Annotated in this window: 12 protein-coding genes; 3 read left to right on the forward strand and 9 right to left on the reverse strand. The window is 38.8% G+C overall.

All coding sequences use genetic code 11. The features are described from left to right. Window positions 1-1,459 precede the first annotated feature (1,459 nt). The 8 genes from J3U68_RS06255 to J3U68_RS06290 all read right to left on the reverse strand — a co-directional run bounded on the left by J3U68_RS06255 (window position 1,460) and on the right by J3U68_RS06290 (window position 10,173). Complete coding sequence (locus J3U68_RS06255) at window positions 1,460-1,777, reverse strand: integration host factor subunit beta (RefSeq protein ID WP_267375538.1); 318 nt, start codon at window positions 1,775-1,777, stop codon at window positions 1,460-1,462. A 6-nt stretch (window positions 1,778-1,783) separates the two neighbouring features. Next, window positions 1,784-3,466 (reverse strand): 30S ribosomal protein S1, encoded by a 1,683-nt coding sequence (gene rpsA / locus J3U68_RS06260; protein ID WP_267375539.1) that lies wholly within the window; start codon window positions 3,464-3,466, stop codon window positions 1,784-1,786. A gap of 189 nt (window positions 3,467-3,655) precedes the next feature. Further along, window positions 3,656-4,336, reverse strand: a complete 681-nt coding sequence (cmk, locus tag J3U68_RS06265) for a (d)CMP kinase (protein ID WP_267375540.1) — start codon at window positions 4,334-4,336, stop codon at window positions 3,656-3,658. A 1,146-nt stretch (window positions 4,337-5,482) separates the two neighbouring features. Further along, window positions 5,483-6,205: a PepSY domain-containing protein gene (locus tag J3U68_RS06270; RefSeq protein ID WP_267375541.1), complete on the reverse strand. Its 723-nt coding sequence runs from the start codon at window positions 6,203-6,205 to the stop codon at window positions 5,483-5,485. A gap of 742 nt (window positions 6,206-6,947) precedes the next feature. Further along, the gene (locus J3U68_RS06275) at window positions 6,948-7,559 is read right to left on the reverse strand and encodes a hypothetical protein (RefSeq protein WP_267375542.1); all 612 of its coding nucleotides are present in this window, start codon (window positions 7,557-7,559) and stop codon (window positions 6,948-6,950) included. Window positions 7,560-8,082: 523 nt separating this feature from the next. After that, on the reverse strand, window positions 8,083-8,802 hold the full coding sequence (locus tag J3U68_RS06280; protein ID WP_267375544.1) for a hypothetical protein: 720 nt from the start codon (window positions 8,800-8,802) through the stop codon (window positions 8,083-8,085). Window positions 8,803-9,653: 851 nt separating this feature from the next. Next, on the reverse strand, window positions 9,654-9,977 hold the full coding sequence (locus tag J3U68_RS06285) for a hypothetical protein (protein WP_267375545.1): 324 nt from the start codon (window positions 9,975-9,977) through the stop codon (window positions 9,654-9,656). A 7-nt stretch (window positions 9,978-9,984) separates the two neighbouring features. Then, complete coding sequence (locus J3U68_RS06290; RefSeq protein WP_267375546.1) at window positions 9,985-10,173, reverse strand: hypothetical protein; 189 nt, start codon at window positions 10,171-10,173, stop codon at window positions 9,985-9,987. On the opposite strand from J3U68_RS06290, the gene aroA reads away from it, so the two are divergent. The 3 genes from aroA (at window position 10,172) to J3U68_RS06305 (ending at window position 14,061) form a co-directional block, all read left to right on the forward strand. Then, entirely contained in the window at window positions 10,172-11,488 is a 1,317-nt protein-coding gene (gene aroA, locus J3U68_RS06295; protein WP_267375547.1) for a 3-phosphoshikimate 1-carboxyvinyltransferase, read from the forward strand. The genes J3U68_RS06290 and aroA overlap by 2 nt on opposite strands. Window positions 11,489-11,560: 72 nt before the next feature. Further along, window positions 11,561-12,595, forward strand: a complete 1,035-nt coding sequence (gene ruvB / locus J3U68_RS06300) for a Holliday junction branch migration DNA helicase RuvB (RefSeq protein ID WP_267375548.1) — start codon at window positions 11,561-11,563, stop codon at window positions 12,593-12,595. A 77-nt stretch (window positions 12,596-12,672) separates the two neighbouring features. After that, window positions 12,673-14,061, forward strand: coding sequence for a phosphomannomutase/phosphoglucomutase (locus tag J3U68_RS06305; protein WP_267375549.1), 1,389 nt, complete (start codon window positions 12,673-12,675; stop codon window positions 14,059-14,061). An 81-nt stretch (window positions 14,062-14,142) separates the two neighbouring features. Here the strand turns inward: J3U68_RS06305 and J3U68_RS06310 are convergent, their stop codons facing one another. Then, the gene (locus tag J3U68_RS06310; RefSeq protein WP_267375551.1) at window positions 14,143-15,408 is read right to left on the reverse strand and encodes an MFS transporter; all 1,266 of its coding nucleotides are present in this window, start codon (window positions 15,406-15,408) and stop codon (window positions 14,143-14,145) included. Window positions 15,409-16,050 lie beyond the last annotated feature (642 nt).

A 16,050-nucleotide genomic window follows, 5' to 3' on the forward strand; every position in this document is an offset into this window, starting at 1 on the left:
ACAAAGTGCACAAATCCATACGAATAAATTTCCTTAGCCTTAATAAACCAAATTGATGAAAAAATTTTACTGCTTTCAACATGTCATACTACAGCAACATCTAATGATTTAACGCATGCACAAACATTTTATCAGCTTGCCACTTCGTTAAATTTTCCCCGCTTTCCAGACCTCCACTTAATCCAGAGATTCTTTTACGGCAAGGGAAAAGCTAGATCAATCACCATTATGAAATTTAACTAAAACTTGATAAGCAAAGGTATCCATAATCGGCATAAAATCTTCAACCCAACCATAAACACCTCATCTTGATATGATGTTCATCAAGCCATTTTTGAATCACTTGTTCATCTTACTAATCAAGTTTTTTATAGCAGCATCTGTTTTTATCGCAGGTATCGATTCTAAAAACCAGATCTAGCCTTAACTTTCAATTGTTAACCAATTTGAATGAATCTATAAAATACTCATAATTAGTACAACTATTTTAGCAAACTTCTACTTCTTTTAATATATTATCAGGATTTAAAAATTCACTTTTTTTCACCAGACCGCTATTTTATGCCATTTTAAGCATTTTTTATTAGTCATAGACTAAATTTTTATCAATTTATAGATTATTATGGCTAATTGTAAAATGACAATCAGCTATTCACTTACCCTATTCTGCCAAATTCTGTCTTATACTGTATAAAGTCGAACTTTACAGCCTTTTTGGTCGATATAACCGCCGCAGTATTAGCTTTATCATGAAATCCAATCAGGTTTTAATATAAATAGATTATATGATTGAGAGCAAATCGATATTGCATAGTATAGATAAAACGCTGAGATTCATGGTTATTCTCAGTCAGGCTAAAATGGCTATGCTTGGCTGTTTATCGTCACGCAAGTTTACTTCAAGATTACGTTTATGCTCTCTTATAGACGGCTATGATCAAATCATGCGGTAACTATTTGAGTTTTTCTAATGACTACCATAAGGTTATGACTCAAGGCCACGTTGCAGCATATCATTTTATCTTAGATGCATTGGAACCTTTTTAAAGATACTGAATTTGCCATATCAAGATTAAGTTGAATTCATGCAGCTTAAATTTGACTATAGAAGCGCAAGAAGATGGGTTATATAGTTTTTATCCAAACTCTAAAATTCCCTCTCACTTCGGCTTGCCGAAAGCAAATCAACTTGTCAATCAACACTGAATGGTCATGTATTGATGGTTACTTTGAAGCCGAGATCTGCACAAAAAAATTATCTGCTTGATTATGCTTGCAAAATAAACTAGTGATCATTAATCTTTTAATGGCATTACGATAAGCCGCAAAATGTATGCCACCACTCAACTTGAAATTGTGCAGGATTTAGCTTGACTGTAGTAGCTGTAACTTTTTGTCTGGTTCAAGCATAAAAATACGCCGCAGTGAATGCGGCGTGAATTACTTCTATGAAACTATTTTATCGATTCTGAGATAGTAATGTTTTATCTACACGTTCACGTAATTCTTTACCTGGTTTGAAGTGAGGTACATATTTTTCAGGTACAGCCACTTTTTCACCAGTTTTAGGATTACGTCCAAGACGTGCGGGACGATGATTCAAATCAAAACTACCGAAACCACGGATTTCAATTCTTTGCCCCTTAGCTAAAGCGCGAGTCATTGTATCAACAATAATCTTAACACTCTGTTCAACATCTTTAGCATTCAAAATAGTACTATCGTTATTAGCAGTATAAATCTCTGCTAAACGAATCATTAATTCTGACTTCGTCATAACTACTTATTCACTTTCACCAGATAATTTGGCTTTCAACAAGTCACCCAAACTGGTTGTACCAGCAGATGAGTTATTTGCAGACAAAGAACGTAATGCTGCATTATTTTCCTGTGCATCTTTAGCTTTGATAGACAGGTTAATATTGCGGTTCTTACGATCTACTGTGGTAATCACAGCTTCTACATCATCACCTTCTTTTAGGACGTTGCGAATGTCTTCAACGCGATCATTGGAAACTTCAGAAGCGCGCAGATAACCTTCCACATCGTCAGCCAAGGCAATTACTGCACCTTTGGCGTCCAGTGATTTAACTTTACCCGTTACAATGCTGCCTTTATCATTAACGCTGACATAATTGCTGAACGGATCGCCTGCTAATTGTTTTACGCCTAGAGAAATACGTTCTTTTTCAACATCAATAGCCAATACAACAGCTTCTACTTCCTCACCTTTTTTGAACTGACGCACAGCTTCTTCGCCGCCATCTGTCCAAGAAAGATCAGACAAGTGTACTAGTCCATCAATACCGCCAGGCAAGCCAACAAATACACCAAAGTCAGTGATAGATTTCACTAAACCTTTGATTTTTTCGCCTTTTTCATGATTAGACTCGAACTCTTGCCATGGATTGGCTTGGCATTGTTTCATGCCTAAAGAAATACGACGACGATCTTCATCAATTTCAAGGATCATCACTTCGACTTCGTCACCCATTTGAACTACTTTGCTTGGGTGAACATTCTTATTAGTCCAATCCATTTCGGACACGTGTACCAAACCTTCGATACCCTGTTCGATTTCTACAAATGCACCGTAGTCAGTCAGGTTAGTTACTTTACCGAACAGACGAGTACCTTGCGGATAACGACGAGCCAGACCATTCCAAGGATCTTCACCTAATTGTTTCAGACCCAGAGAAACGCGGCTGCGTTCCTGATCGAATTTCAGAACTTTTGCTTCAACTTCCTGACCCACTTCCAGCACTTCGCTTGGGTGTTTCACACGACGCCATGCCAGATCAGTAATATGTAGCAAGCCATCGATACCACCTAGATCAACGAAAGCACCGTAATCGGTAATGTTTTTCACAATACCTTTCACTACTGAACCTTCTTGCAGGTTTTCCAGCAATGCTTTACGTTCTTCGCCCAATGTTTCTTCCAGTACGGCACGACGGGAAACGACAACATTATTGCGACGTTTATCCAGTTTAATCACTTTGAATTCAATTTCTTTGCCTTCAAAGTGAGAAGTATCTTTAACCGGACGCACATCTACCAATGAACCAGGCAGGAAGGCACGAATACTGTTGATCATAACAGTCAAGCCACCTTTGACTTTACCGTTAATCACACCAGACAGGATTTCACCATTTTCCATGGCTTCTTCCAGCTTGATCCAGTCAGCTGCACGTTTGGCTTTCTCACGTGACAGTTTTGTTTCACCGAAACCATTTTCAACAGACTCAATGGTTACAGTGACAAAATCGCCAACTTTTACTTCAATCTCGCCCGCTACGTTTTTGAATTCGCCTACTTCGATCAAGGATTCTGATTTCAGGCCAGCGTTTACAGTAACGAAGTTGTTGTCAATGGCAACAACTTCTGCAGTAATCACTTCGCCAGGATTCATTTCTTGTAAAGTGAAGCTTTCTTCCAGTAGCTGGGCAAAATTTTCCATAGTCATATATATATTCTCAAACAAGTACCGCCAAGGGATACGAAGGTTGGTTTATCGAAGTCAGCACACCTTGGCTGCGCCGACATACTAACTGATTCATTAATTTATGTTTATTGAAGCTGAATATCTTGTATACACCAATATCCAGCCAATACGCATAAGCCAAAGAATTTTTATAAAACTAGGTATTGTAACCTATTTTTTTATGATTCGATACCAATTAAGTATTTTTTGCACACTTTCCTGAATATTGAGTGCCGAGGTATCGAGTGTATAGGCATCAGCTACAGGTTTAAGTGGTGCGACCGCTCTGGATTGATCAGCCGCATCACGTTTTTCAATGTCATTGAGAATTTTTTCAAAGGACGCACCATGGGTCGGTAATCCAAGTTGTAAAGCTCTGCGCTTGGCTCGTACCTGAGCACTCGCCGTCAGAAATATTTTAAGCTCTGCATCTGGAAAAACCACCGAGGCCATATCGCGGCCATCGGCGACCAAACCTCTTTCAGTCAAAAAGTCGCGCTGTCGTTGTAATAAAGCAACTCTTACTGAAGGGAAAGCCGCAATTTGCGACGCACCCATGCCAATTTTTTCATCGCGTATGGCCTGAGTGACATCTTGCTGATGCAATAATATTTTCCCCTCACTAAACTGGACAGGCAAGGCACTGGCCAAACTGGCTATTTCCGCCTCATTTGACCAATCAATTTGCGACTGCTGAGCATATAAAGCCGTCAAACGATACAGCGCACCTGAATCCAGATAGTCACGATGTAGTATGGCTGCTACTCGCTCAGCAATGGTTCCCTTACCTGAAGCACTCGGTCCATCAATAGCAATCACTTTTGAGCTTTGATGAGAGAGTGAAGAATTCATAATTAACCTTATCTATAAATAGTTGATTATCAATAAGTAATAAAACGATATTCTGTTAACAGACAATAGTCAAATTAGATGCATTGATGCCGTCAATGCGTCGTTTGACCAGTTAGCATATGTACTCATTTGGCCAATAATCAAATTGAATAATGTATTGATCATAAATGGCATTTGCCCCTAATATTGTCATGGATTCGTCATGTACAATCCGATCTGACAAAGTTTTACATATTAATGAAATGTCCAATCTTTGTCATGCAGCAATGTGATCGGAGGATAGATAAATTCAGCTAATCCGGCTGTTTTTCTTTTTTATATTCATGTCGTCGTAATTAAATTATCACTATATAGTCGACAATTAAGATGTATCGATCGAGTTTTGCTGGTTAACATCACAGCTTTGATTTAAATATAAATGCTTTATTGTCTCAGTTTTCTTGCTCAGATCAACTTTGATGTATTTGCATAGCACGAATTCGCTTTGGTGTTGAGTCTACACAAGGGAGGAAAAAAGTTCCCTATTCTTGTAGATAGGCTACAAGGTAATGGCGAAAATCTAGGATACAGGTGTTATTTGCCATAGCTTTAAATCAATTGGAAGGATTTTTCCACCCTATTCCTTTTCTTTTAGGTGAATCAGTTCACCAATCGAGCAAAGACAAACTTAAATGCCTCGTCATGTTGATATTGATTTGTCTTTAATTTTATTTTTTAGCGCAAAACCTTGTTTTGAACAAAACTGGGTATATCAGGCAGAATTTCGCTAGGATGGGATCGAAAGCTATCTTGCCCGCAGGGTTTTATATTCAGTTCTAAATGGTTTCGTCTAATGCAATTAATTTTTTGATAGAAATGAATTGTTTGCTAGCATGGATTAAGTCAGTAGATGCTGTACCCATATTGTATTGTGATAGTGCATCTTTGGTAATCGGCTTTGTCATTGTTATTTATTTTATTCATTCAACTTTTTATCTCTGTATTAAAATCCAGCGTTTCCACCACGATAGACTATTTTAAAGCGTTCCCACTCTTCTTTGGTCTAGGCTTGCCCTGATAAATCTGCTAGGTGTCTTTCGGCAGTTCTTTCATTCCGGTAAGTTCGCCACCCAGCTCTGGTAGGTTTTTAAACATCAATGAAGATGATTAGTCTCCGGCTTTTGAAGTTGGTAAGCCTTGCTCTTTACGTTGCTGTTCATGATATAAATCAAGCTGCTCAAAATAATCATTTGCACCGGCCATACCTAAATTCCAATAGCGTATCCGACCCAGTTCTTTTCCTGTATCGGCATCTATTTCTATTTCGTAATAATACTCCGGCTCATCTGCCGGAATAGTTACTTTGTATAAGTTATACGTTTTATCGGATATTTTCAGTATACTGGGAATATTTATATTTCGGCTAACATCGATATGTTGATTATTTTTAGCATAAATATCTACTCCAAACTCATTTAATACTCTTTGCCGGATCTCTTCAATCGTTACCTTATAGCCTTTGTCATAGTTGTCCGTTGAAATCAGTTTTCCGTTAATATCATAATTTGGTGATTGACCATAAAACATACTGGATAATTCTTTAGCTTTAGATCGTAAATTGCCATTCGGGTAAAAAGTGGTAATGTAAGTTATATTAGAATTTGCTGGAATCACTCGTCTTACATAGCCGCCAGAAGAACCTCTAAATTGCTGAATTTGATTTCCCTCATTATCGGTTATTGTATAAGCACTTTTTCCCTTCGCTTCTTCATTGAATTTTTTTATATCGAAATATTCTATTCGGTCAGTATCTAAGAAGGTTGAATCGGTGAGCTGGGCATTGCAGGAAAATATACTGCAAAAAACGCCAATAATAAGTATCTGTTTCATGTTATTGCCCTTCTTATTACTGTTGGGGTGAATAATTTTTTATCTACCAGCGCCACTTAGTCTATTGATTACAATTATATTACTTTTATTTGTGTTATCGGGATTGTAATCATATTTCTCTTTTCTCTTATATATAACTTATCACCATTCGGTTATCCATCAAAACTATTACTATAGCGGGTAATTCTAAGCCCTTAAATTATTCATGAGAAGGCACATTGATGATTGAAGAAGAATTTTTGGGCAAATAGTACTTCAGCAGTAATAAATGCTTTCAAAATTAGTTTAATGCTGTCCGATATTGTATTGTTCTGTTACCTAAGGGCTGTCATGATTACATCAAATCAATCAGTTAATTTTTTCCAACGACAAACCTATTTACTGCCCACTGGTTAGGAAGCTTAGCAGTATATGTATTGTTTTAAATATTGATTTAGTCCATTTCTTCGATAACGATGATGTCTATTATTCTAGAGTTGAATTTGAGTACAAAGACATAGATGATGAAATAGAAATTTTGTCGCGTTATAAATAGACTAATACAGACATTGTGCAACCAACAAATTTCAAAAGATTTTAATCAATGATAGATACTGATTGAATATCGAAGAGTGGTGATAACCATAAATAAAGCCAACTATACAAGTTGGCATACTATATATTAATTGTGGTTGTAATATTGAGTTAGCATGAATATGTCTGTTTAGATCATGCTTAATCTCATCAACCATGGTACTGCTGATTAAGCTCTTTTTTGTTTCAATTCTTTAATTGTTTGCCATTGCATATAGCAAGACACTGAGAATAGAGCCAACATAAACGGACATTCATATAATTCTTCCAGTAAATCATCATACTGCGGATAATATAAAATAAATTGTGCAATCCAACGCCCACGTTCAACAGCATCAGCCAATAAAAAGGCCACTGTAGCCAGAATGAAATCCCACACTGGAAATGGGCGACGAGAATAATATCCAATACCCTGGCGTAATTGTGGCCATGACAACATCAATACCAAACCCAATATCAATACTGCGGCTATGCTATGGTAAACGGCGATAGAATAACCAGGCCACATTTGTCGTCCCCAATTTTGATCGCGCCCTAATAGCACCAACCACCACAGCGCAGCCCATAACCAGAATGCGCGCTGCTTCGCGTTAAATGGGTATTTCAATGTCAATACCAAAGTGAAAACAAAGCTGCCAAATAAAAAAATGGTTTGTGCTTGTTCGACTATTTTTTCCCATTTGGTATCGATATGTAATGCTTGTACGAATGGCACGACAATGATGATCAGTAAAAATAGGCTACTACGAACAGACCAACGCCACTCTAAGTTAAGTTTCATGTTTACTTTACAACAAAATATTCAAACTTTTTGATTATAGCTAACCTAACTATCATTTACTTCATCAAATCATTAAAATTAACACTATCTTTGCAAATAGGCTGGGCGATTTATTTGCAAGATAAGACCCTCAAGTGCATTAGCCAAACAGTTTTCGAACAAAAAAAGAGGAAAATACGGTATTCAGCCACAGGTCTTTAATCATAAATATCAAATTTTTGCTTCTCTATACTGGTCAACGTGACATCATGATAAATCTCAATTCTTTTAGTTCATGGCAGCTGAATAAGAAATTGATGAGAACAAATTGTATCCTCAATCATCTTAACCCTAGTTTACTCATATTAGTTGAGTTTTTTCTCAGTCGGCTAAGGAAGTGCTGAGCCATTTCAGCCATGGATGGAATACACCCCTTTGGTCTAGGCTTGCCCTGATATATCTGCTACCTGTCTTTCGGCAGTTCTTTCATTCCGGTAAGTTCGCCGCCCAGCTCTGATATGTTTTTAAACATCAATGAAGATGATTAGTCTCCGGCTTTAGAAATAGACAATCCTTGCTGTTTAATTTGCTGTTCCCGATATAAATTAAGTTGTTTTAGATATTCTTCTCTTCCTCCCATTCCATTACTCCAATAACGTATTCTACCTAATTCTTCTCCTGTATCAGCGTCGATTTCTATTCTATAAAAATACTCCGGTTCATCTGCCGGAACTGTTATCCAGTATAAATTATAATTTCTACCGGATACTTTTAAATAAGTAAAAGTATTTTTGCTTCTATGAACATCTGTTTTGGAATCTTTTAATAAAATATCCAGTCCAAACTCATTGAGTACTCTTTGCCGGATCTCTTCAATCATTACCTTATAACCTTCGTCGTAGTTGTCCGTTGAAATCAGTTTTCCGTTAATATCATAGTTTGGCGATTGACCATAAAACATACTGAACAGTTCTTTAGCTTTAGATCGTAAATTACCATTTGGGTAAAAAGTGGTAATGTAAGTTATATTAGAATTTGCTGGAGTCACTCGTCTTACATAGCCGCCGGAAGAAGCTCTAAATTGCTGTATTTGATTTCCCTCATCATCGGTTATTGTATAATCACTTTTTCCATTCGCTTCTTCATTGAATTTTTTTATATCGAAATATTCTATTCGGTCAGTATTTAAGAAGGTTGAATCGGTTAGCTGGGCATTGCAGGAAAATATACTGCAAAAAATGCCAATAATAAGTATCTGTTTCATGTTATTGCCCTTCTTAATTACTGTTGGGGTGAATAATTTTTATTTGCCAGCGCCACTTAGTTTATTGATTACAATTATATTACTTTTATTTGTGTTATCGGGATTGTAATCATATTTCTCTTTTCTCTTATATATAACTTATCACCATTCGGTTATCCATCAAAACTATTACTATAGCGGGTAATTCTAAGCCCTTAAATTATTCATGAGAAGGCACATTGATGATTGAAGAAGAATTTTTTGGCAAATAGTACTTCAGCAGTAATACATGCTTTTAAAATTAGTTTAATGCTGTCCGATATTGTATTGTGCTGTTACCTAAGGGCTGTCATGATTACATCAAATCAATCAGTTAATTTTTTCCAACGACAAACCTATTTACTGCCCACTGGTTATGAAGCTTAGCAGTATATGTATTGTTTTAAATATTGATTTAGTCCACTTCTTCGATAACGATGATGTCTATTATTCTAGGGTTGAATTTGAGTACAAAGACATAGATGATGAAAAAGAAATTTTGTCGCGTTATAAATAGACTAATACAGACATTGTGCAACCAACAAATTTCAAAAGATTTTAATCAATGATAGATACTGATTGAATATCGAAGAGTGGTGATAACCATAAATAAAGCCAACTATACAAGTTGGCATACTATATATTAATTGTGATTGTAATATTGATTTAGCATGAATATGTCTGATTTGACCATGCTTAATCTCATCAACCATGGTACTGCTGATTAAGCTCTTTTTTGTTTCAATTCTTTAATTGTTTGTCATTGAATGTAGCAAGACACTGAGAATAGAGCCAACATAAACGGACATTCATATAATTCTTCCAGTAAATCATCATACGGCGGCTATGCTATGGTAAACGGCTATAGAATAACCAGACCACATTTGCCGTACCCAATTTTGATCGCGCCCTAATAGCACCAACCACCACAGCGCAGCCCATAACCAAAATTCGCGCTGCTTCGGGTTAAATGGGTATTTCAATGTCAATACCAAAGTGAAAACAAAGCTGCCAAATAAAAAAATGGTTTGAGCTTGTTCGACTATTTTTTCCCATTTGGTATCGATATGTAATGCTTGTACAAATGGCACGACTATGATGATCAGTAAAAATAGGCTACTACGAACAGACCAACGCCACTCTAAGTTAAGTTTCATGTTTACTTCACAACAAGGGATGGAATACACCCCAAGACATAACTAAGCCTAGTAGTCCTTGCAAAGCGGAATAAATTTGCTTTTGCCATTCGGTTGTAGCAAATAATTGTTGTGTCCACGTCAGATTCATATCTTCAGGCGCAATAAACTGATAAACTAAAATATACTCATTTGCCCAACAAAAAATATCCAACATGAATAGCTTGTTTCTTCCCGCCAGTACTTGTGTACCGTCCGTAATCACCCTTCCCGGTTCCAAAAGTATCAGCAATCGCTGCTTGTTATTGGCAGCATTGGCCGACAACCCTAGCGAAATTTTGCATTTTTTGGACTCAGATGATACGCAGTACATGCTTTCTGCCTTGAAAACGTTAGGTGTGCAGATTACTTCTTTGCCCCACGACGATTCAGAACCGGGTATGCATCTACAGGTACAGGGTTGCCGTGGACGTTTTCCGGCACGGCAGGCGGATTTGTTTCTTGGGAATGCCGGAACAGCATTTCGCCCTTTAACAGCAGTGCTGGCTATTATGGGTGGTGAGTATTTTTTACATGGTAGCGCGCGCATGCACGAGCGTCCGATAGGTGATTTGGTCGAAGTGTTACAACAAGCTGGTGCAAGTATTAGCTATCAACAACAAAGCGGTTATCCACCGTTACAAATATCTGAGCACGGTACTGAGCAGCGTCATCATCATTTACATATCAAGGGCAACGTATCCAGTCAGTTTCTAACTGCAATTCTCATGGCCTTGCCTCTCACTGGTGAGGAATATCATATTGATGTGATTGGTGAACTTATTTCAAAACCGTATATAGCCATTACCTTAAATTTATTGGCCAAATTCGGCGTTGAGGTCAAAAACGAAGATTTTCGCCATTTTCATTTGCCTGCTAATCAACATTACCATGCTCCTGAAAAAATCTATGTTGAAGGTGATGCATCCAGCGCGTCTTATTTTTTGGCTGCCGGCTTATTGTCTGGTACACCGATCCGCGTTAACGGTATAGATGCCCATAGCATTCAAGGCGACATCGCTTTTGTAGATGAATTAGCGAAAATTGGCGCTCTGGTTGAATGGGGAGAACAATATATTGAAATTTCCCGTCCGGCAAATCAGGAAATTCAGCCATTTGATATTGATGCCAATCATATTCCAGATGCAGCCATGACTTTAGCGATTATTTCGCTGGCATGTAAGCAAACCTGTCGTATCCGCAATATTGCCAGTTGGCGGGTCAAAGAAACCGATCGCATTGCTGCGATGGCCACCGAACTCCGAAAATTAGGTGCTCAGGTCACTGAAACCGAAAGCAGTATCAGCATCACTGCTCCGGCACAACTCAATAATCAAGTACACATTCACACCTATGATGATCATCGCATGGCAATGTGTTTTTCACTGGTGAGCTTACTCAATACTGCGGTTTATATTGATGATCCGCAATGTGTGAATAAAACCTTTCCGGATTATTTTAAAGTTTTTGCCCGCATGTGCACGCCTGTATAATATTGGTTAAAGGTTAATATTAAGCTTTACCATGACGACACTTTTTTTTGTTATATAAGTTTTAAATTAAATATGCTGCAAAAAGATCAACTCTCTAGTACCGAACCGCAACGGATTATTAGCCCGCGAGCCACTTCCTTGCAGGAAGAACAACTGGAACGGGCTTTACGTCCGCGTGCATTAACCGATTATATTGGGCAGCACAAAGCAAAAGAACAATTATCCATTTTTATTCAGGCAGCCAAAATCCGGCATGAGGCACTGGATCATACTTTGTTATTTGGTCCTCCAGGTTTGGGCAAAACGACACTGGCACATATCATAGCTCATGAGCTGGGAGTCAATATGCGACAAACTTCAGGACCGGTTTTAGAGCGCGCAGGCGATCTGGCAGCCTTATTGACCAATCTTGAACCACACGATGTCTTATTTATCGATGAAATACACCGCCTCAATCCGGTAGTAGAAGAAATACTCTATCCGGCATTAGAGGATTACCAGCTGGACATCATGATTGGTGAAGGACCTGCAGCACGCTCAGTTAAAATCGATTTACCGCCGTTTACTTTGATCGGTGCCACCACTCGCGCCGGTATGCTGACTAACCCGTTGCGTGACCGCTTTGGTATCGTGTCTCGATTAGAGTTTTACAGCAATTCTGACCTGACCACGATTGTGTTTCGTTCAGCGCAATTATTACAATTGAATATTGATGAAACCGGAGCTGCTGAAATTGCCAGACGAAGTCGCGGTACGCCACGAATCGCCAATAGATTACTCAGACGCGTACGCGATTATGCCGAAGTAAAACATCAAGGACAGATCAATGCTGCCATTGCGGATGCCGCTTTAAAAATGCTCGATATTGATCAGTCTGGTTTGGATGTGATGGATTGCAAATATTTGGAAGCCATATTGCATAAATTTTCCGGCGGTCCGGTTGGTCTGGACAATATCGCCGCTGCTATCGGTGAATCTACCGACACCATTGAAGACGTCATCGAACCGTATTTAATCCAGCAAGGATTTCTGCAACGAACCACTCGCGGAAGAATGGCAACTGAATTGAGCTATCAGCATTTCGGGCTATCTTTACCCAAAGAATAATCAAAATCTTTGTTTAGGCTCATCAGCAGATGAGGTAAAAATCTTCTATTTTATGATTGTAACTAAGGAAAAAATATATGACCGGCAAGCAAATCGATGCCTCCATTTTTAAGGCTTACGATATTCGCGGGATTGTGGATGTCTCTTTGACCAAAGATAGCGCCGAATTAATCGGCAGAGCACTGGCCACAGAAGCAATAAAAAAAGGGGTAACCCAGATTGCGGTTGGACGTGATGGACGTTTGTCCGGTCCAATTCTGGCTGCCAGTCTGATTCAAGGTATCAATGCATGCGGCATCGATGTCGTTGATGTCGGTATGGTCGCCACGCCAATGCTGTATTTTGCCGCGATTGAACATTGTCAGGGCAGCGGCATCATGATAACCGGCAGTCACAATCCGCCCGATTACAATGGTTTCAAAATGATGTTGGCGGGTACAACACTCTCTGGTGACACTATTCAAGCATTGCGTATGGCAATTGAAACCAATCAGTTAGCCAGCGATGCGCCACGAAGCGGATCAGTGAATAAATTGCCGATTGCAGAAGAATATATTCAATACATTGCTGCCCATATCCGCCTGCAACGCAGCATGAAAATCATCATTGATGCGGGTAATGGCGTTGCTGGCGCCTATGCTGGTGATTTGTACCGTGCCATAGGTTGTGAAGTAGAAGAAATGTATTGCGAAGTAGATGGTCATTTCCCCAATCATCACCCAGACCCAGCAAAACCAGCTAATCTACAGGACTTGATTGAACGACTGCGCCACAGCGATGCAGAAATCGGCTTGGCTTTTGATGGTGACGGGGATCGTCTGGGTGTGGTCACCAAAGACGGACACATCATTTATCCAGATCGTCAACTTATGCTGTTTGCCGCAGACGTGCTTAAACGCAATCCGAATGCCAAAATCATCTATGATGTTAAATCCACTCGTTTACTCAAGCCATGGATTGAGCAACATGGCGGTATTGCGATCATGAGCAAAACTGGACACAGTTTCATCAAAGCCGCCATTAAAGAAAGTGGCGCTTTACTGGCTGGTGAGATGAGCGGCCATGTGTTCTTTAAAGAACGCTGGTTAGGCTTTGATGATGGACTCTATGCTGGAGCTCGGCTGCTGGAAATTCTGTCCGAGAGCGATAATCCATCTACCGTATTGCATCAGTTACCCGAAGGTATCTCCACTCCTGAAATCAATATATCGGTACCTAATGGGCAGTCAGGGCATGAAATCATTCATCAGCTGGCGCAGACAGCTCAGTTTGAGAATGAAATTGAACGCATAACCATCGATGGATTGCGGGTAGAATTTGAAGATGGTTTCGGTTTGATGCGCGCTTCCAATACTACACCCGTTTTGGTTCTGCGTTTTGAAGCTGATAATCAGGCAGCATTAGATCGAATCATTAACCAGTTTAAAGCAGTACTTGCTCAAAATCCTGATTTAATCTGGAACTAAGCGAAAGATTTACTAATCTGGCAAACAGAGCAAAACAAAAACGGCTACATATTGTAGCCGTTTTTACGATTACTTGAATTGTCATGCTACTTTGGCTTTACTGCCTGTTTCGCGAACAATCAAGGTTAAAACAAATGCCAGAACTAAGCCACCGACAAAAACCATATCTGCTTTCTGGAATACATTCAGATTTAACTGACCACCTTCAACTTCAGTCAAATGTCTGATCAGGATATTAAACAGATTGGTCATAATGGCACTGGTCACAAACACAATGAAATTGATCACACCGGTAGCAGTACCTTTAACTTCATCCGGATTGACTTCCTTAATCATGGTATAAGGAATCATTGCTGCGCCAGACGCTACACCGAGCAACAAGCCCATTAAATAATTCGGTACAATATTTGGCAGATAAACAATCACACCACCGGTGATTAACATCATAATAATACTGCCTAATACAACTGGTTTACGTCGACCAATACTATCAGAGATATAGCCAAGAATCGGACAACCAATCACCCAGCCTAACGGCACCATAGCCAAGCGCAATGCAACATCATGAGGATCAGCGTTTAATCCATCAATCAAAAACTGGCTGCCCCAAGCAATATTGCCGACGTTAGTAGGCATAAACATCATAGCGCTGATAATGGCACAAACGTAGGATTGCGGATTTTTCAAAACCACTAAATAAGGTTGAGTCAACCCGCCCCAGTTCACCTTACCTTCACGTGTGCGCGGAGTAATGAACACTGAAGCAAAGAAGATCACCACCAATACACCAGCAGCCACCATCCAGAACATCTGCCAGCTCATCACATTATTCTTAATGATTGGAGAGACCACAGCCTGACCCATGAACCCACCAAGCATACCGAAACATTGGGTCATGCCCACCGCAGTAGCCAGCCATTTTTTGGGAAAGCCTCTGGTAGCCAAAAATACCGCACTAGTAAAGGCCAGACCCGAACCTGCGCCTTGCAGGAAACGTCCTGTCTGTGCAGTGAAAACCGTACCGGAGCAGAACAATACACACCCTGCCACCACCAGTAATATTCCTAACGAAGCTGTGAATCTTGGACCAATACGGTCAAGTAATACGCCTGAAACCAATGCGAAGAATGCATAAGAATAGAAATACAGCCCGATAATACCAGCCATTTCAATGCTGGAAATATTTAACGTAGCAATAATTTCTTGCTGCATAATACTTGGTGCCGAACGCAGCGCATACTGTACAAAATAGAAGATCGTACAAGTAAACCAAGCGACAATAAAAATCGTATTCAGTTGCTTGGATTGGTCGCCGCCGGTTGGAGAAATCGTTTTATTAGGATTCATAATATTCTCACTTTCCGTGATCCTGATTTCGAAAAAGCTAAATAAAGCATATTTATATTAGCAAGGGGGCAAAAAGGTGTATAGATGAATGAAGTTTTCTATTCCTGTATGAAAAAAAATAAATTTACATTATTTTAAGTTTAATTTTATTAAAGTGTGCGTAACTCAAATTAACTTAACCATCGAATTTTTGAAAATAGTGAATGTAAAATTAAAAACACCCATTGATGATAAAGTTTTCAATAATTCGACAAAATTAAATTTTATTTATAAATAAGAATTTACATTAAATTACCAAGTAATAAATAATTAATCCCATAAATAAATTTATTTTCATTTATAGCTGGTCAAATCATTCATCAGCAACATGGGTAATCCCCTCAACCCCGCCTTTATTGGTCCTCCTCCAGTATGACTCAATAATTAAGGGTTAATATTCCTTTTCATATCTATATTAACATATATTACAAAAGATAAAGTAAAGAAATGACTGAAATTTCAATAATATTGAAAAAAAAATGAATTACAACCCTTTTGTTTCGGTACCATTAAAAAAGCCTTAACTCATTTTGGCAAAGTGCTTTAACAAGATTGGCTAAGACTGAGCCATGTATGCGGTCAGGCGAAACAAAAACCTCTGTG

This window comes from Snodgrassella sp. B3882, from assembly GCF_026535915.1.
Lineage (GTDB): Bacteria > Pseudomonadota > Gammaproteobacteria > Burkholderiales > Neisseriaceae > Snodgrassella.